The following is an 18,777-nucleotide window of genomic DNA, read 5'->3' as shown; positions in this document are numbered from 1 at the left end:
GCGACCGTAAATATAATGATTATCATTTGCAACAGTATGAGTAATTAAATTTGAAATTTGCATAAATAAACCTAATCAAAACCTTGCGATGTGAACGGTTAATTCACATCCGTTTTTATGGCGGGAGCCGTTATGAATGGGGAAAGAGTTGCGAATGAGCAGGTACTGGCGCTGATCGATAGTCAGCAAGAACAGGGTGAATGCAACGTGCTATTGCTGCACAGCAGCACCCTGCCAGCGTCCTGCAAAATCAGGGAACATCTGCAACGGCGGGCCACGCTCTACACCCGAGCGGTGAGCTCTCGTCTGGAACAAATCGCCTTACGCAAACATGAACCGCAGGCGGATTGTCAGCAGGTTGATATTCGCAACGCGTTGTCACGTCAGCGAATCAGCCAGCCGGGTTATGACTGGATTATCTTGCCCAATTCCGCTAGCGATCCCGCATTATGGTGCGAAGTACTGAAACCCGGCGGCTGGCTGCTGTATGACAATGGGGACAGCTGGCTGTGCTGGAACAACGTGCGCGACAACGAACCGTTCCCGCTCACTGATATTCAACACGCATACTGGCTCGGTCGTACTCATACGCTGGCCCTTGGCGGCGTGAGTTGTCACGTTTGCTTTGAGTGGCGACTGCACGAGTTTGACCTGACTCGCTTCGAACACGCATGGAACAACGTCATAAAACGTCACGCAATGATGCGCGCCTGCGTCAATGATGACGGTTTGCAATATATCCTGCCGCAGGTGCCTTGGTATCATATCGCAGAGAGCGACTGGCGTGGCGATTCGCCCGAGAGACAGCAGGAGAAATTGCTGCTAAAGCGCGAGGCACTTAGCGCGCAGGTGCTGGACGCCAGCCATTGGCCACTGTTTGATTTACAGGCCACCCGCCTGAGTGACAGTGAAACTTGTGTCCATCTCGATCTCGATTTGCTTACCTTTGACGTGCAAAGTTTTCATATTGTGCTGGCAGAACTGGAGCGCAATTACCATCAGCCAGATCGCCTGTTGGCCAGCTTGAGCTGGACTTTTCGCGACTATCAACGGGCAGAGGCGCGTGATAAAGGTTCGCGACGCTGGCGAGACGATCGTGATTGGTGGCTGACTCGGCTCGATGAAATCCCGGCCGCGCCCAATTTGCCGCTCGCCTGCCAGCCTGACCAGCTGGAGCAGCCAGTATTCCGCCGCCTGCAACGCCGTGTCAGCGCTCCGCAATGGCAACAGCTCAAGCACCATGCCTCCCAGGCAGGCGTCACACCTTCTGCCATGCTGCTGGCGGTATTCAGTGAAGTGCTTACCGGCTGGGCAGAATCCGGGCGATTCACGCTTAATCTCACTCATTTTAATCGTCATCCATGGCATCCCGATGTGGCCGAAATGGTGGGTGACTTTACCGCCGTGCTGCTACTGAGTATGGATTGTCACCAGCCGATGTCACTTGCCGAACGTGCACATCTCATCCAGCAATCGTTGCGCGAACGTTTGGCACACAGCAGTTTTGGCGGGATCGATCTGCTGCGCGAAAAGGCTAAACGCGACAATCTGAGTGAAACCGCACAGATGCCGGTGGTGTTTACCAGTTTACTGGGCATGGATCTTGATCGCCTGGTGGAGGGCGCCGACCTACTCGGCGAGCCGGAATGGCTCTATACGGCAACGCCGCAGGTGTGGCTTGACCATCAGGTCATGGTGCGAAAAGGCACGCTGGAATATAACTGGATTGTGATTGATAACCTGTTCCCGGCGGGCATGATTGATGAGATGTTTGAAACATATGGCCAATGCCTGGATGCGCTCTGCTATGCGGAGAACTGGCAACAACCCATCACCACTCTGCTGACACCTCCCCAAACCGCAATGCGCCAACAAGTGAATAATACCGAACGGGCGCTTCAGCTTGAACCGTTGCATATGGGCTTCTTCAAGCAGGCGCAGCGACAGCCCGATGCCATTGCTGTCATCACCTCAAACGGCAACCTCAGCTATGGGGAACTGGCGCAGCAGGCGCTTCAGATGGCTGCCGCACTGGGCGCATACGGCGTACGCAATCGACCTGTGGTAGTTTCACTGCCGAAAAGCCGCGAACAAATTATTGCTGCGATGGGCGTCATGGCGGCGGGCGCAATTCTGGTGCCAGCCGCTATCGACTGGCCACGCGTCCGACTGCAGGAGGTGATAAAAAATGCTGAGGCACGGGCCGTTATCCTGACGAGTGATGATCCTTTGCTGACAAGCGAAGTGCCCATTTTAACCTTGTCTGATTTGCCTGCTGCTCTAACTGCACCACACATCCCTGAGCTGGAACAACTGGCCTATATCATCTACACATCCGGATCAACAGGGACGCCAAAAGGGGTGGCGATGCAGCATCGGGCTACTGCTAACACCTTAACGGACCTTAGCCAACGCCTGGCACTCAACCCGAAAGATCGGGTGTTTGGATTGTCTGCATTGAGCTTCGATCTGGCAATATTCGATCTGTTTGCCACATTGGGCGCCGGAGCCACGCTGGTACTACCCGATCCAACCTCGCTGCGCGACGCCAGCGCCTGGCTTACGCAGCTGAAAGCGCATCAGGTCACCGTATGGAACTCAGTGCCGGCACTCATGGCAATGTTGCTGGAGCAGGTTGCAGCAGAGACACTGCCTCACTTACGAACGATTTTGCTCTCTGGCGACTGGTTCAAACGTGAGTTGGCTGAGCGTATTCCAGCCGTGGCGCCGCATGCACAAATTCTTGCTTTGGGTGGCGCAACGGAGGCGGCTATCTGGTCGAATATCTTTGATGCCAGCCAATGTGATCCGTGCTGCCCCGCAGTGCCCTATGGCTATCCACTGACTAATCAACGCTACTTTGTTCTTGATGCACAAGGTCGCGACCGTCCAGCCGGCGTTGCAGGAGAACTTTGCATTGCGGGTGCAGGTCTGGCACAGGGCTACTGGCGCGATGCTGCTCGCACCGACAGTGCCTTTTTTTGGTCAGCAGTACATCAACAGCGGCTGTATCGTACTGGCGATTTAGCCCGTTACGATTCTCAAGGCTGCATAACGTTTCTCGGTCGACGTGACCGGCAAGTTAAGCTGAACGGTTACCGCATTGAGCTGAGCGAGATTGAACAGACGCTGCTGGCTCAACTGGCCGTCAGCAGTGCAGCCGTGGATATCGTGACGCGAGATTCTGGTGCAAACCAGTTACTCGCTTGGGTGGTGCCCCACCCGGAGATAAATAACGTCCAGACATTCGGTTGGCAGCAGGCTGGCGAACAAGCCGCACAGTTACTGCCTTCAGCCACCGATATCGCCTCGCTTGCGGCTTTTCAGGCAGAAAGTGAATCACTGGCACCGCTGATGATCTGGCAACTGCTGCATGAAATAGCCTTTGTTTCACCGGCAGGCTGGCGACTGGAGGAAGCACGCCAGCAGGCGGGGATTGCAGCTTGCTTTGGCCGCTTGCTGGAACGATGGCACCGCATACTGGAAGAAGAGGGGATGACCGAGCTACGCGGTCAGCGTTGGTTTGCCACAGATTACGCACCTGCTTTAGCGGCGATTGAGCAACGCATTGATGATGGAAAAATCCGTTTGAGTCGCTGCCTCGACTGGCACGCCCAGGGGAAAACCTTCCTCGATTGGTTGTTTACCAGCCAACACACCATGATCGAAGTCATGCACGAACCGCGCCTGGCGAACAGCTTGCTGTTTCCTGATGGTGAGAGCGCGGTTTCTGAGGCGCTCTACCAACGTAATAAGCTGGCGGATTACCTTGGTCAGATAGCTGCAGGGCTGCTGTTGAAGGTGGTAGAGGCTGCCGAAAAACCTCAGGTATTGGAGATAGGTGCCGGGATTGGTGGCCTGACCGCCAGTACCCTACCGGCTTTTCATCGCGCGGGTGCAGGAGAGTACTATCATACCGATGTCAGCCCATGGTTCTCTCGTTACGCCGAGGAGCGCTTCGCGCCCTATTCCTCTTTGCGAACCGGACGGTATGACATTAACCAACCGCTCGCGTTACAAAACTGGGAGCCTGCGCAGTTCGATGCGGTACTGGCGGCGAATGTGTTGCACAACGCCCATCATCTGGACACCACGTTAAGTGATATCTGGCGGTTGCTAAAACCGGGTGGTGCACTGATCGTCCTGGAAGCCACGCAAGATAAGGCGTTGCAATGGGTAACGGCTGCGGCGGTGCTCGAACAAGCCGCAGAGGATCATAGCCAGCAAACATCACCACTGCTTTCACGCGAAAGCTGGCAGCAGGCGTTTCGACGCAATGGGTTCCTGACTGTGGGGGAATGGCCGCAACCAGACATGCCGCTGGCGTTTGCGGGTCAACAGGTATTTATCGTGCAGCGCCCTGAAATGGCGACGGACACGGCGCGTTTACACAGCGCACTTCGCGAGCGGCTGCCGCACTATATGTTGCCAGAGCAGTTGATATTTGTACCCCGCATTCCACTCAGTGTTAACGGTAAACGCGACCTGGACGCATTGCCACGGCCTGCACCCAAGGTGGCATCTGAAGCGTACCTTGCCGAGCGCCCACTAACGTCCGCTGAAAATACGCTAGCTCAACACTGGCAGACCTTGCTGGGTATCGACGAACTGGGTGCTAACCACGATTTCTTCCGCAGTGGCGGAGATAGTTTGCTCGCGACTCAACTGACGTCGAGTTTGAGTCGCCAATTCGGGTTCAAAGTCCCGATTGGTCTGATTTTCTCTCACAGCAAGTTGAGCGACATGGCGCAGGCACTGGATGCCCTCTGCCTGCAATCACTGCACCATCCTTTAGTGATGCTCAACAGCGGTGGAACCGAGAAGTTAATTTGCTTGCATGCCAGTGATGGTGACAGCAACGCCTGGGGACGAACCGCTGCTCGTCTCCCAAACGTGCAGTGTATCGGTGTGCAGGCACAGGGATTACTGTCACAAGAGTTACCGCTTAACGATATCCATGCACAAGCGGATCGCGCACTCCAGGCCTTGCGAGTTAACGGGATAAAGGCACCCTGGCATTTGGCTGGTTGGTCGATGGGAACCGCAGTAGTGATCGAAATGGCGTGGCAGTTGCAGCAGGCAGGTGAGTTAATTGCCTCTCTGACACTGATCGACCCCCTGCCACCGCAAGCCATGTCCTGCTTCGCAGCCAGTGAATATGGGCTGTGGCAATCCTTGGCCACACCGCGACAACAACAGAACATCCCTCATTTTGACAATCTAGATAAGCCGCAAAGATTGCATGCATGGCGCAGTGTTCTGCCTGCCGAGCTTCAAGGCGATGACGACGCTCTGTTACGCCGTATCGCCGTCGTTCAAGCCAACGTACAGGCGATGTGCACCGCACCTCAGCGAATCATTGATGATCTCAATGTACGAGTTATTGCTGCCGCTGAACGCCCAGCGGAGTGGGGCGATAATTTCAACTGGCTTGACGTCCAGTTTCCACAAGGCCTGGTGATTGAGCGCATCGCTGATGCCACACACTGGACGCTGTTGCACCGACCTGAGTGCAGCGACCTGCTACAAGAACTTTTCCCTGTTTCATCCGATAAGGATACCGACCGTGAACCAACCCGCAATTGATACCAGCCAGTGGCCGCTGGTGCATTATGTTATGCCAGAGCGTGTTAGCGCCGAGGAGACATCCATTCACATTCAGGCGTTGCAGGCCGTTCTCGATCAGCGGCAACCGTTCGTACTGATCTTCAGCGGGGTGGAATTACCTACCGATTCGGCGTACTTTTTCCGTGAATATAAGGCGTGGGGCAAACGCACTCGCGACCAGCAACAACGTTACTGCCGTGGGGCAGTGCGCGTTGAGCCGGATGAGGGAAAACGGCGCTCCATGTGGCGTAAAGCGCTGCGTTACCTGACCGCCAGCACCATTCCCTATCCTTACCGAGTCGTGGCTACTGAACTCGAAGCCCGTCAACAGGCGCAGCATTGGCTAGGAGCAGCGCAGCCATGACCTCACCATTCGCCACGTTGCGGGCGTTGTTATCTGATGCCCGGCAGCGGCTCTGGCGGGCCTATTGCATTGTTGCTGTTGCGGTGCTGATGGAGTTAGTGCCTTACTACCTGTTGTGGCGGGCTAGCGAGCCCAACACCGATTTGTTGCGGCTGGCGCTGGTGTTATTGGCCGCGCTGCTGGGAAAATATCTGTTGCTGACGTTAGCAGGCTATTTTAGCCATCTGGCGGCATTTGATGTGCTCTATCGCACCCGACTAAAGTTAGCCACGGCGCTCACTCGTCTCCCGCTCGCAGCATTAGCGGGCAGAAGCAACGCCAGCGTGCGCAATATCATCATGAATGACGTTGAAAGGCTGGAGCAGTTTATCGCCCACCACAGCGTCGATATGGTGGCAGCGCTGATTAGCCCGCTGGCTGCCGCGTTGTTTCTCTTCTGGATCGACTGGGGTATGGCACTGGCGGCGCTGGCAACCGTACCACTGGCGATCATCGCACAGAAACTCTTTTCGCGCGGTATGCAAGCGCGCACAGAGGCCTATCATCAGGCTTCTACGGAGCTGGATAGCGCGATGGTCGAGTATGTCCGCGGCATCCCTGTCATGAAAGCTTTTCAACAGTCAGTAACGGCTTTTCGTCTGCTTGACCAACGTATGCACCGCTATCACCAACTGGTTGAATCCTTTACCCGCCGGGCAGTGCCTGCCTGGTCGGTATTTGTCGTATTACTCAACGCGAATCTATTCATCTTATTGCCGTTCGGATTATGGCGTGTGGCACAGGGTTCGCTCAGCGTCACGCAATTAGTGCTGACATTAATGTTGGGCAGTGGGCTGCTCAAGCCCTTGCTGCGCATCACCTTTTTAGGCACATTGCTGCGCGAGATATTTGCCGGCGTTGCCCGGATTGCGCCACTGCTTGCCGAGAAGCCACCACAGACGCTCGTGGCCATGCCCACCCAATACGATTTGCAGGCCGATGCCGTTTCATTCAGCTACAAAAATACGCCAGTGCTACAAGGTATTCGTCTGCAACTGCCTGCTGGGCAGTTCTATGCCATGGTCGGTACATCAGGCTCTGGCAAATCGACGCTCGCCAGTTTGCTGGCGGGATTGCATGCCCCTTCATCCGGATTGATAACGCTTGGCGGGCAAGATCTGTCCCGTTTCAGCGATGCGCAACGCGCCAGCATGATCGCCGTAGTGACGCAAGAAGTGTTCTTATTTAAAGGTACGCTGGCAGATAACCTGCGCATCGGCAACCCTCAGGCCAGTGAGTCGCAATTGTGGCAGGCATTGCGGCTGGCGCAGGCCGAACGTTGGGTGGCCCTGTTGCCGCAACAACTGCAAACACCGGTAGGGGAGCGTGGTGTAACCCTCTCCGGTGGCGAACAACAGCGCATCGCCATCGCCCGCGCACTGCTGGCAAATACCGCAATACTCATCCTGGATGAGGCCACCGCTTTTGCTGACGCACTGACGGAAGCCGCCTTCTACCGAGACCTGCGCAGCGAACGACCCACCATGAGCGTGTTAAGCATCGCCCATCGCCTGTATGCCGTGCAGCAGGCTGATCAGTTACTGGTCATGGAGCACGGCGAATTGGTTGCGCAGGGTACACATCAGATGTTGCTGAAACAGAACAGCACATACCGGTCACTTTGGGAACAGCAGTTTGCGCTGGCCAAATGGCATATTCGCGCTGAAGGAGAGAGCGATGTCATTGTTTAATCATATGTTGGCACAGCCTTCATCGGGTCGACTGAGGCTGGTGAGTGGCATGCTCTGTCGACTAATTGCCCAACTGTTCATGGTTTTGCCCTTTTTTATCGCCTGGTGGGCGATTAACCGTGTCCAACAGCACGCTGACTCGCAATTTTGGTGGCTACTCGGCTTGAGTTTGGTGAGTTGCCTTGCGGGACAGCTGTTTTTCTCCTGGCAGGGCCAACTCCGCTGCTTTTTGGGCAGCTATCAATTGATGATGGGGTTACGGCAAGAGAGTGCAAGCCGACTTCGTCATCTGCCGCTCGGCTATTTTCGTCAGCATCGGTTGGGAACGACCAGTGCCTTACTGACCGATGCCATGCGGCGTGTGGAAGAAATTTTTTCACACCTGTTACCCGAAGTCGTCATCTCCCTGTGTACCGCGCTGCTGTTCTTGATCGCTCTCGCTTTTATCAACGTGCCTCTGACTCTGGCATTGGTTGCGACATTGCCACTTGGCGTACTGGCCCTGTGGGGAATGAGTCGCCTTCTGCTAAGGGGCACGCAGCAGCAAGGCACCCGCATGGTGACGGTTTCGGCGATGTTGATTGAATTTATCAGCGGTATTCGTACGCTACGGCTGTTTAATCGCTATCAGGGCAAGCTAGAGCAACTTGATGAGCAGTTTGATGCCATCCGCCGCGCCAGTATGGGAATTGAAGCTTGGGGTGGGGGCGGGGTACAAGTTTTCCGCTTTCTCACGGAATGCGGTTTGCTGGCGCTGTTCATCACAGCGGGCTGGCTCTTTACGGCTGACACACTGAGTTTCACTACCTGGCTGTTGTTCGTGCTGGTTGCTTACAAAGTTATCGATCCCCTGCTGGAGGCAGCCGCTTATTTCACACTGCTGCGGGTGATGCAGCAATCAGCTGCACGTATCAACGATTTGCTACATCAACCCACCATGCCGGAACAAGGTATCGCTGAACTGGGTGAAGCTACCCCTATCGCCTTTGACCACGTCTCTTTTAGCTACGAAGCGGATGCTGTGCTGAAAGGGACCAGTTTCAACGTGGCAGAAGGCAGCGTCACCGCCATTGTGGGTCCTTCTGGCAGCGGCAAGAGTACGATACTGCATTTGTTGGGAGGGTTCTGGTCGCCTCAGAACGGAGAAATTTATTTAGGCGGTGTTGCGCTATCTCAGTTAGGGAGCGATCAGATCTTTAGCCGAATTGGCTATGTATTCCAGGACGTCCAACTGTTTGATGGCAGTGTGATGGATAATGTTCGTATTGGACGCCCCCATGCCAGCGATGAAGAGGTGATTGCCGCGTGCCAGGCAGCCTACTGCGACGATTTTATCGCACGATTACCCGAGGGCTACGCCACATCATTAGGTGAAAGCGCGCAGCGTTTATCTGGTGGAGAGCGCCAGCGTCTTTCGATCGCTCGCATGATGTTGAAAGACCCGCCGATTATTGTGCTGGATGAAGCCACCGCTTTGCTAGATCCGCTTTCACAGGCACAAATTCAGCAGGCTTTGACTCGACTTGCACAAAACAAGACGGTTTTGATGGTGGCGCATCGACTCCGCACCATTGAGTTTGCCGATCAAATTCTGGTGCTGGATAAAGGCGAGATTGTGCAGCGCGGAACGCATCAGCAGTTGCTTAAGGTCAACGGTCTTTATCAGCAGCTGTGGCAGGCGGGAGGAGCGCTTGAACAGTGAAGGTCCATTACGTAAGCGGGTATTTTCGATCTATTTCCTTATATTAATGCTGGGTTTGGTCGTGCTCTTGGCCTGGTGGTGGTTCGACTGGCGTGGTGTAGAACGGACCGATGATGCTTTTATTGATGGTCACATTGCGCAAGTCTCTCCCCAACTTGCCGGTCGGGTGCTGTCGATTCCCGTTCAGGATAATCAGCGGGTAAAACGAGGGGATGTTTTGCTGGTGTTAGACAGCCGTGATGAACAGATCGCGCTGCAAAAAGCCTTTGCGACACGTCAGGTCGACGAGGCAAGCCTGGCTCAGGCCAAAGCGAGTGTCAGCGCGGGTCAAGCAACGCTTGAGCAAAATCTGGCTAATGTACAGTTAGCTGAGGCCAACCTGTTACGCGATCGCAAAGAACATCAGCGTTATCGCAACTCAGGCCAAGCGGTGACAGCCAGCGATCTTGATAGCAAAGCAGCCAGTGAGAAAGTCAGTGCCGCCTCGCTGCTAGCGGCGCAAAAAAACGTGGATTACAGCCGCGCAGAACTGCTCAAATCTCAGGCTTCATTAGCAGGGGCGCAGGCTACGCTTCAGCAGGATGAAACCGCTATTGAGCAGGCGAAACTGCAGCTTAGCTACACGCGCCTGTATGCACCTTTTGATGGCTATGTAACCCGACGTGATGCGGAAGTGGGGGATTACATCGCTGCGGGGAGTACGTTGATGCGTCTGGTTTCCACTGAACGATGGGTCACCGCCAATTTTAAAGAGATTCAGCTGCGACATATGCGCCCCGGACAAAAGGTCACAGTCGATATTGATGCCTTTCCCGATAACCCCCTCAGCGCGCGTATCGACAGCATGCAGCGTGCAACCGGTTCAGTGTTTAATCTGCTCCCTGCAGAAAATGCGACGGGTAACTATGTCAAAGTGGTTCAGCGCATCCCGGTGAAAATAGTCTTTGATCCTCCGCTGGATGCCGATTCTCCACTCTCACCCGGAATGTCAGTGATGCCTGAAGTTGATGTCCGCTGAATCCTTACCGCGCTCAGCCGCAGGCAAACATAATCCCTGGTTAGTTGCCTGTATCGCCTCTATTGCCACCTTCATGGAGGTGCTGGACACGACTGTGGCCAGTGTTTCGTTATGGCATATCTCGGCCAGTTTGGGGGTGAGTTATCAGGAAGGTTTATGGGTCATTACCAGCTATCTGGTCGCCAACGCCTTAATCCTGCCGATGAGTGGCTGGCTGGCGAACTTTTTTGGCCGTAAACGCTACTACATGGGCAGTGTGGCGATCTTTACCTTCGCTTCGTTGATGTGTAGCGTTGCGCCATCGCTGGAGTGGTTGCTACTGGCGCGCGTGCTGCAAGGCATTGGCGGGGGTGGGCTGGCTCCAATTGAACAGTCGATGTTAGTGGACTCGTTTAATGAAAAAGCGCGCCCTAAGGCGTTCGCACTGTACGGTGTCACTATTCTGTTCGCACCGGCGATTGGGCCATTGGTGGGTGGTGTGATCACCGATGCGCTGAGCTGGCATTGGGTTTTCCTGGCCAACATTCCGATTGGCTTAATTTCGCTCTATCTTTCAATGCGCTTTATTGATGATCCGCCCTTGTGGCGCCAGGAACAGCGGGCACGCCGTGAACGTGGCATGCAGCTTGACTGGCTTGGTTTAGTTCTGGTTATTGTCGGTTTTTCTGCCCTACAGCTTTGCCTGGATCGTTTCGAACGCTATGACGGTTTTTCCTCACCATTCATTGTCGGTAGCGCCCTCATTGCAATGATTTTACTGACATTTTTGCCATTATGGGAATGGTTTCACCCGGCACCAATTCTTGATGTAAAACTGTTTCGTCATCGCAATTTTTCACTCGGAGCAATATTGATGTTTCTGATTGGATTGCTGGTGATTAGCACCACACAACTCCTGCCACAGATGACACAGGAGTTAATGAACTACGATGCATGGACATCTGGTCTGACACTGGGTGCCGGCGGGCTCTTTATCCTTTTATCGATGATGTTAACAGGTGCGATTGCCAGTAAAACAACACACCTACACTTACTGGTCGTCATGGGCTTGATTCTCAGCGGCCTGGCTTTGTGGCACTTCTCCACCTTAACCTTACAGGTCGACTTTTCCACGCTGGTTTGGGCGCGAGTGCTGCAAATGATAGGAATTCCACTGATTATGATCCCAGTCGCTACGCTGTCTTATGTGGGATTGCCGCCAAATAAAAGCAGCGAAGCTTCGGCAATGTCGACTTTATTACGAAATCTGGGTGGCAGTATAGGTATCGCGTGGGTGGCGAATGCCCTCCATCAGAGAAGCCATGTGCATTATGAACGTCTGAATGAATCAGCCTCGCAGCATCAAGGGCTTTCGATTTCCTCCTTAGCTGAAGAAGCCTGGCGACAGGCCAGCTTTATTGCCTATTTAGATATCTACTGGTTGCTGGGAATAATTGCATTGATGGCCTGCTGGTTACCGCTGATGTTTAGAAAGGTCAGTGCAACTGCTGTCAAATTATAACCAAAAATGCAGGCAGACGTCGGAAGAGGAATCAGTAGAGCAAATCGATTATTTAACATATTCATTATTTATCCTTTAACTCATTTAATTAAAGGATAAATTTAAAAAATAGCGATTAACGGTGACCGAAAAATTGACCCACCACAAACAGTAGAAAAATGCGACTTGTGGTCTTTTAACTCTGACTCGGTTCAGTGGGTACCTTATAAAGGTTCAGGCTTATAACGTGTATTCAAAACCGACAAGTCGACCGTTTTTTTCCGCACGGCTCAGGTCATCGGCAGCCTGAATGGGGTTATCGGGTCGCGCAAGGGAACTTCCCCCCTGCGCTCCCACGGAACCGGACGTGACAGTCTCCCGTCATCCGGCTCTTGTCGTTGACCACTCACGCCGCGTACAAATTTCCCAGTGTGCAAACAGACCGGGCCTGGCGCGCTGTATCCGTCTTAACCATTCATATGCCTGAGCCAGACTACCGTGGACCCGCTTATATTTGCGGGCGACCCATTTTGTAGTGGTCAACTAAAACTGGCCACCGCGTTAGAGTTTTTCCAGTATCGGTTTTCCGATTCGTTTGGTGGTAACCCACCGTTATATTCATGCGGCCTGAGCGCGCTGTAATACCCAACGATATAGTCCGTTATTGCGTGGGCTGCATCGCTGAAGTTTATGTAACCCGTCACCGGTACCCATTCGTTCTTCAGACTCCTGAAGAAGCGCTCCATTGGGCTATTATCCCAGCAGTTTCCACGCCGACTCATACTCTGTCTGATCCGATACCTCCACAGTGACTGCCGGAACTGTCTGCTTGTGTAATGGCTGCCCTGATCGCTGTGGAACATCACTCCGGCTGGTTTTCCCCGGGCCTCCCACGCCATCTCCAGCGCTTTGATGGTCAGCCTGCTGTCCGGTGAGAACGACATTGCCCAGCCCACCGGTTTTCTCGCGAACAGGTCGAGAACAACGGCGAGGTAGGCCCAGCGCCTGCCTGTCCAGATATAGGTCACATCGCCACACCACACCTGATTAGGCTCTGTCACTGCGAACTGCCGCTCAAGGTGATTCGGGATAGCGATGTGTTCAAGGCCACCGCATTTATACCGATGAGTGGGCTGTTGACAACTGACCAGCCCCAGCTCTTTCATGAGCCTGCCGGCGAGCCATCGTCCCATCCTGAAGCCCTTCATGGTTGCCATAGTTGCGATACTCCTTGCGCCAGCAGAGCCATGGCTGACGCTATGCAGTTCCAGTACCTGGCTGCGTAATACAGCTCGTCTGCCATCTGGTTTTTCAGGACGGTTTTTCCAGTATTTGTAGCTGCTGCGATGAACCCCGAACACGTGGCAGAGTGTGACCACTGGATAATGCGCTCTGAGTTTCCCGATTATCGAGAACTGTTCAGGGAGTCTGACATCAAGAGCGCGGTAGCCTTTTTTAATATTTCGTTTTCCATTTCAATACGTTGTATTTTTTTCCTCAGCTCACGTATTTCAATTTGTTCAGGAGTAATGGGAGAGGCTTTAGGTATTTTTCCCTGCCGCTCATCACGCAACTGCTTCACCCATCGCGTCATTGTGGAAAGGCCGACATCCATAGCACTGGCTGCATCTGCCACGGTGTAGTTCTGGTCAACGACCAGTTGAGCGGATTCGCGTTTGAACTCTGCACTGAAATTTCTTTTTTTCATTGAAGCACCTGTAATGTCCTGAGGTGAGCATATCACCTCTGTTCAGGTGGCCAAATTCAGTGTGCCACTACATTACTTAAACATTGACCTTTCGGTAAGGAATGATGATCAGAAGTGACGATATAACGCTACTTGTGCCTATTGAGGTTCGAGAGTTAACGCGGGCGCTATTCGATGCTGGAGTCGAATATGAGATACCTGCCAGAGATGGGCTAGCCTTTGATTCAGGTGAGATGCACGCCTACATAGACCTAATCAAATACTTATCTCCCTTCGCATATGTCCTTGTTGCTTACATCAAAAGGAACAGTAATAAGCGTTTTGTTATGACGCTAAAAAATGGCAATAAGATCGATATAAGCGGACACAACGCAAAAGACACTGAAAGACTCCTCGAAAAGGGAGCGACCATTAGGATCAAAGATGATTCTGAGTAAGGGGTATTAGGCGACAATTAGGGGTCTGAGTTGAGTAGACCGGCTCCCGACAGACCCGTGTCCCCACACATATTCAGCGTGAATCGAACATTGATCGGGTTTTCCATTTAGCTGGATAACCCAGCACCATGCGAAGAGTTACGCAAGTTGACCTTGAGACAGGAGAGGATTTGGGTGGCTTTGTTACTGTAGGGGTCAGTTTGGATAAATTATCACGGTATCTCTGATAATCAGCGGCGCGTAGGACAGTTTATTCACCAGAGCAGGCGGATAATCTACAGATGGTTCAACCGCAAGGGAGGCCGACATCCGCTGACATGGGTAAAACTGGATCTGATCCTGAAAATGCTCATCCTGATAGTTATCTCACAAGATAACTATTTTCAATAAAAAACCTTGTGTGACGGGGGGGTCAAGCCCCCATTCTGTATCTTATTACTTTCCCTGCCCTTGAATCCTTGCAATACCGCTTTCTATGAACATTTTTTTCACCTCAGCGGTGGCAAATTTATAGGTATCTGCTCGATATAAAACTTCGTTTTCAGTGATGTTTTTTTGGTTGCTGAACATGCTGTCCATGAATTGGTTGATCTCATCTTGAGTATCAAACTGAAATTCACTAATCATAGTTTTGTTGTGAGCCATCTAATCTCCTTTTTTTAAAACTGAGTGTAAGCAGATCAATTTTACATCATCTACATTCCGCTTCCTAGTTTTGCCTGTTCGTTCCTCGTCGCGTTGCTCCTGCGGTACGCTTCAGGCAAAACTGCGGCGAGCGTAGCGAGTGCAGTTCACCCTTGACGACTTCTCCGCTAAAACAAGCTTGTCGGGGTCCAGTGGAAGAACCCTCGAAAATGACGAGTCCAGAACCAATTATCTCCAAAAATGTTGTCTCTAAGCGGTAACCCGCCAAAATTTTGTGCTTAACGTACAAAAATATCCGATATCCAAACTGACACCTTATTTGCCACAGGGTGCATTCGTGGCACACCTACGCCGGAACCCCAGATTTTTCCGCTACATTGCATTTTTAGTGTTATATTACGTCTGATAAGCCGTGTTTATTAGACGACATTTAACGCGAGGTATTTATGGCAACAACACAACGAGCAACGCAAAGCGTTACCATGACCGTAGAACGAACCTTACTCAGCCGTGCGCGTGAGGCTGGAATTAATCTCAGTGCTACCCTGATCACAGCCCTTGATGCTGAACTTCGTCAGTACGAAGCGAAAAAATGGCAGGAGGAAAACAGCGAAGCGCTGGAAGCTCTTAACCGCTTTCACGATGAACACGGTTGTTTCAGCGATGAGTACAGGACATTTTAAGAATGCAGTTTACTGTATACAGTAATACCGGGAAAAGCGCCATCTATCCCCTGCTGCTTGATGTAACCAGCGATATTATCGACCAGTTGAACCGCAGGATTGTGATCCCTTTGCTGCCTGTTGAAAAGTACCCAGGCAATACACGTCCCGAACGGCTGGTTCCGCTTGTCAGACTGACCGACGATAAAGAATATGCAGTTATGACGCATGAGATGGCAAGTATTCCAGTCCGTTCTCTGGGGGAGGTGTTCTGCGATGCTTCCCTTCATCGTATCCAGATTAAAGCCGCAATTGATTTTCTTCTCGACGGTATTTAATCCCACCCTCAGGGGCTGGCTTTTTGTTTCGGTCAGTCCCAAAATTTCGTTCGCCAAATGTGATATGCCGTTATGTTTAAGGGGTCTGAGTTGAGTAGACCTGCCGGTTACCCGGGCAGGCCCCTATGTTGAAAAGGCCGCTGCGAAAATATCAATCATAGAGCCTCTTTAGTATAACGCTATTATGCCAACAAAAACTATTTCAAATATTGAATTAAGAAATATTCAATATCGTTAATCATCGTAGAAACCTCGTTTTTATTGAAGTCATCGGTTTTACCATGAGCGGCGCTGTTCCTTATACCTGCTATTGCTGTTATTTTTTTCTGCTGAATAGTATTGTACGTTCCTGCTTTAGCTAAATCCACATTCATTTTATCTAATTTTCCATGCGCAAGTGATTCTCTATCGCAAAGCTCTCTTAAACTAGTTTCCAAAACTGTTCCAGCTATTACTGCTGCTGCCAAAATATATCCCGAGTTTAGCAGTTCTTTGGCCTGTTCAAGCTCATTATCGAACACTTCTGCTTGTATTAATGATTTGTATGATGTCATATAACCATCTTCGTAATCATCTTTTAACGCAGAAAAAATCGCATTTATCCTATTGAATAAAATAAGGTTTGTTTCATGTGCCTTGGCGTTTTTATTCTCAATGAATCTCGAGTAATAGATAGAGTTTTCACCACAGATATTTACAATTAAGTTTTCAGTTTTTGTTAACCAGTTTAATAATTTTTCAGAATCGACATGTTTATAAGGGCCTGTACCTTCAATATAAGTTTCATACTCACTATCTTTTATTTCTTTAGCCTGATTCAGTAATTCTTCAAACCGTTTATTTATTTTATTCATCATTGATAATTCCCATGAGATTTTAAGTTATTGGGGTTCTACGCCGAAAACCCAGAAAATTCCGTCAACGAAGCTACTGACGGGGTTCAATATAGTGTATAACGTTATACATCAGTCAACGTCTTATCGGTGGCTTGCCGGTTTTTGGACTGGCGATCTCCGCCTGGCGGATCAGCGTCCCCCGCATATCTTCATCCAGGCGGCTCAGGGCATCAAGGCTGGCCCGCAGCACCGCAACCCGGCTAGCGCCGCTCTCCAGTGTCAAGCGATCAAAGTGGTCGATGTCGTTTTCGGTCAATGAAAAATTCACGCGAGTGATCTGCGAACCGGAAACGGGCCGCCTGCTCGCCTCCATCACAAAGGTTTTCAGCGTTTTGTCTTCCGTGACCGTGGTCAGTCCGGCACTTTTTTTCAGTTTCATCGCATCACCTCAATACAGTGTGTAATGTTATACACTGTATAAATTCAATTCTGTAGCCAGCAGTTCAATTTCTGCACGGGCCTTGTTGCCGCTCTTGTCGCTGTATTCATGCACAGATACACCGTCATTGTAGGCGCGTTTGTAAGCCGTGCGACTGAACAGCCGTTGGCGGGCAACCGGCAACCAGTCCGGATCGTCGTTCATCATCTTGCGGAACGTACTCGCATCCTGATCGCCCGGATGGGTCGGACAGCGGTTCATCACGATCAACGCTTCCAGGCTCGGATTGATGGCCGCCTGTGCCTGGCGAACGTCTACAACCAACTCGCCCAGCGTATTGATTTCGATTTGCGCGGTCGGATCAACCAGCGAGATAAACTTGTCCGCCACCGCCAGGCATTTCCGAAACTCCGGCGACTTGCTGCCTGGGGCATCCAGCAGCAGTAGATCGTACTTGGATGCCAGGCGGCGAACCGTGTCGGGGATGTTGGTGTAGCACTCAAAATAGTCCACGTCTGGGGTTATTCCTCGCTCGCTGCGCTCATCGAGCCACATTTTCACGCTGCGTTGCTCGTCGCACTCCATCACGGCGATATGCTTGCCGGTCTTGAGTTTGAGGCACATCATCAGGTTTATTAGCACCGTAGACTTCCCCACGCCCCCTTTATGGCTGCCAATTAGCACAATCATATTGCCCCCAAACATTGTATAACGTTACACACTATTATGCGGCAGAGCCAAAATTAACAGTGCTCGCGACCCTTTATGCTTGCCTGTATGGCTAAATATTCCGCTAAGCGGCCAGACAGATATGAGTATAGTGTATAACGTTATACATTTACAATGGTGGTGGGTAAATAGTGTGTAATGTTATGCACTATTTAAATGATTTGCCCGGCTCGGCGCAACAGGGCGGCCGCTTCATCCGGGTGCATACCAAAACGTACCTGGTAGCCGTTGCCGATCCCCACTTCCAGTGCCCGGATACGCGCGTAGACCTGCGTCGATTTAAAATCCTTGTGGCCTAGGTAGTCCTGGAGCGTCAGCGGAGCCGCGCCACAGTACAGCAGGTGCATAGCGTAGCTATGCCGGAGCGTGTGCGGCGAGATCGGGTCGATGGAAAACCGTATCCCCTGAGTGATGCAGGCCGTCACCGTGTCGCGCAGCCAGTTGCGAGCGGTGTCATCGGTGATGGCCCAAACCGGCTTTGTCCGGTAGCGGGTAAAGGTGTGCAGGTGATCACGCAGCCGACGCACAAAATCAGCATCAAGCAGGGGCAAGGTACGGCGGTGACCTTTCGGTGGCCGTCCGGCCTTGGTCAGGCGCTGTTGCTTGAGCGTGGTCAACGTCACCAGCGGGCGCACCCCGTCAAGTTCGATATCGGCCGGGGTCACGGCCAGCGCTTCATTTATCCGTGCACCGGTGTTCCATAAAAACTCAAACAGCATCCGCTTGCGTAAATCATTACACCCGGCCAGCAACACGGCGATCTCCGGGGCCAGCAGATAGCGGGGCAGGTCGTCGCGCACTGCCGCTAGGCGACGTACCGCCAGGGCGGTTTCAAAATCGATATAGGGCGTGGCCGGAATGGCGGTGGCGCTACGCGAGATCTGCGGGAACGTAGTTAAGGTGGCGCTCAATGCTTACTCTCCGCAATTAACCGGGGTGACGTATTACCGTTGATTGTAAACGTCCGGGCTGCGGGAGGCTTGTGGAATAATCGCGCTGGAGGCGATTATCATATCGGTTAATACATACTTTATGGAAGTAAAACCGAATACCGAGCCGGGGCAGGGGAAAGCCACCGGCCC

At 52.2% G+C, this 18,777-nt stretch carries 15 protein-coding genes and 1 pseudogene; 10 read left to right on the top strand and 6 right to left on the bottom strand.

Going from position 1 to position 18,777, the window contains the following annotated elements; translation table 11 throughout:
* Window positions 1-132: 132 nt before the first annotated feature.
* From SYMBAF_RS16630 to SYMBAF_RS16605, 6 genes are read left to right on the top strand one after another with little or no spacing between them, the layout of a single operon-like run.
* Entirely contained in the window at window positions 133-5,586 is a 5,454-nt protein-coding gene (locus tag SYMBAF_RS16630; RefSeq protein ID WP_052447754.1) for a non-ribosomal peptide synthetase, read from the top strand.
* A complete protein-coding gene (locus tag SYMBAF_RS16625) occupies window positions 5,567-5,971 on the top strand; it encodes a hypothetical protein (protein ID WP_040265167.1) in 405 nt (134 codons plus the stop codon). The genes SYMBAF_RS16630 and SYMBAF_RS16625 overlap by 20 nt, the downstream gene beginning before the upstream one ends.
* Window positions 5,968-7,701, top strand: a complete 1,734-nt coding sequence (locus SYMBAF_RS16620; protein ID WP_040265169.1) for an ABC transporter ATP-binding protein — start codon at window positions 5,968-5,970, stop codon at window positions 7,699-7,701. Before SYMBAF_RS16625 ends, SYMBAF_RS16620 begins: the two co-directional genes overlap by 4 nt.
* Entirely contained in the window at window positions 7,688-9,403 is a 1,716-nt protein-coding gene (locus tag SYMBAF_RS16615) for an ABC transporter ATP-binding protein (RefSeq protein WP_040265171.1), read from the top strand. Before SYMBAF_RS16620 ends, SYMBAF_RS16615 begins: the two co-directional genes overlap by 14 nt.
* On the top strand, window positions 9,393-10,421 hold the full coding sequence (locus SYMBAF_RS16610) for an HlyD family secretion protein (RefSeq protein ID WP_152609112.1): 1,029 nt from the start codon (window positions 9,393-9,395) through the stop codon (window positions 10,419-10,421). Before SYMBAF_RS16615 ends, SYMBAF_RS16610 begins: the two co-directional genes overlap by 11 nt.
* Entirely contained in the window at window positions 10,411-11,922 is a 1,512-nt protein-coding gene (locus SYMBAF_RS16605; RefSeq protein WP_052447755.1) for a DHA2 family efflux MFS transporter permease subunit, read from the top strand. Before SYMBAF_RS16610 ends, SYMBAF_RS16605 begins: the two co-directional genes overlap by 11 nt.
* A 518-nt stretch (window positions 11,923-12,440) precedes the next feature.
* Here the strand turns inward: SYMBAF_RS16605 and SYMBAF_RS16600 are convergent.
* Window positions 12,441-13,609 (bottom strand): IS3 family transposase gene (locus SYMBAF_RS16600; RefSeq protein ID WP_152609001.1). Its coding sequence is split into 2 segments (ribosomal slippage): window positions 12,441-13,360 and window positions 13,360-13,609, totalling 1,170 coding nucleotides; the frame shifts between segments, so codons are not numbered across the junction.
* Window positions 13,610-13,710: 101 nt separating this feature from the next.
* Between SYMBAF_RS16600 and SYMBAF_RS16595 the strand changes: the two genes are divergently transcribed.
* On the top strand, window positions 13,711-14,046 hold the full coding sequence (locus SYMBAF_RS16595; protein WP_152609113.1) for a hypothetical protein: 336 nt from the start codon (window positions 13,711-13,713) through the stop codon (window positions 14,044-14,046).
* Window positions 14,047-14,247: 201 nt separating this feature from the next.
* A pseudogene (locus tag SYMBAF_RS16590) lies at window positions 14,248-14,436 on the top strand (hypothetical protein); the annotation flags it as partial.
* Window positions 14,437-14,481: 45 nt separating this feature from the next.
* Here the strand turns inward: SYMBAF_RS16590 and SYMBAF_RS16585 are convergent.
* The gene (locus SYMBAF_RS16585; protein ID WP_040265179.1) at window positions 14,482-14,691 is read right to left on the bottom strand and encodes a hypothetical protein; all 210 of its coding nucleotides are present in this window, start codon (window positions 14,689-14,691) and stop codon (window positions 14,482-14,484) included.
* 446 nt (window positions 14,692-15,137) lie between these two features.
* Here SYMBAF_RS16585 and SYMBAF_RS16580 point away from each other — a divergent pair, with 446 nt between their 5' ends.
* Together SYMBAF_RS16580 and SYMBAF_RS16575 are read left to right on the top strand one after the other, a co-directional pair.
* Complete coding sequence (locus SYMBAF_RS16580) at window positions 15,138-15,374, top strand: type II toxin-antitoxin system CcdA family antitoxin (RefSeq protein WP_040265181.1); 237 nt, start codon at window positions 15,138-15,140, stop codon at window positions 15,372-15,374.
* Between the two features lie 2 nt (window positions 15,375-15,376).
* A complete protein-coding gene (locus SYMBAF_RS16575) occupies window positions 15,377-15,691 on the top strand; it encodes a CcdB family protein (protein ID WP_040265182.1) in 315 nt (104 codons plus the stop codon).
* 197 nt (window positions 15,692-15,888) lie between these two features.
* Here SYMBAF_RS16575 and SYMBAF_RS16570 read toward each other — a convergent pair whose 3' ends face one another.
* The 4 genes from SYMBAF_RS16570 to SYMBAF_RS16555 all read right to left on the bottom strand — a co-directional run bounded on the left by SYMBAF_RS16570 (window position 15,889) and on the right by SYMBAF_RS16555 (window position 18,537).
* Window positions 15,889-16,548 (bottom strand): DUF4145 domain-containing protein, encoded by a 660-nt coding sequence (locus tag SYMBAF_RS16570; protein ID WP_040265183.1) that lies wholly within the window; start codon window positions 16,546-16,548, stop codon window positions 15,889-15,891.
* A 112-nt stretch (window positions 16,549-16,660) separates the two neighbouring features.
* Window positions 16,661-16,966, bottom strand: coding sequence for a hypothetical protein (locus SYMBAF_RS16565; protein WP_040265184.1), 306 nt, complete (start codon window positions 16,964-16,966; stop codon window positions 16,661-16,663).
* 27 nt (window positions 16,967-16,993) lie between these two features.
* The gene (locus SYMBAF_RS16560; protein WP_040265185.1) at window positions 16,994-17,656 is read right to left on the bottom strand and encodes a ParA family protein; all 663 of its coding nucleotides are present in this window, start codon (window positions 17,654-17,656) and stop codon (window positions 16,994-16,996) included.
* Window positions 17,657-17,847: 191 nt separating this feature from the next.
* Window positions 17,848-18,537 carry a tyrosine-type recombinase/integrase gene (locus SYMBAF_RS16555; RefSeq protein ID WP_052447758.1) on the bottom strand — a complete coding sequence of 230 codons (690 nt, stop codon included), beginning with the start codon at window positions 18,535-18,537 and terminating at the stop codon, window positions 17,848-17,850.
* Window positions 18,538-18,777 lie beyond the last annotated feature (240 nt).

Source organism: Serratia symbiotica (assembly GCF_000821185.2).
GTDB lineage: Bacteria > Pseudomonadota > Gammaproteobacteria > Enterobacterales > Enterobacteriaceae > Serratia > Serratia symbiotica.
This window is presented reverse-complemented; position numbering and strand designations above follow the sequence as displayed.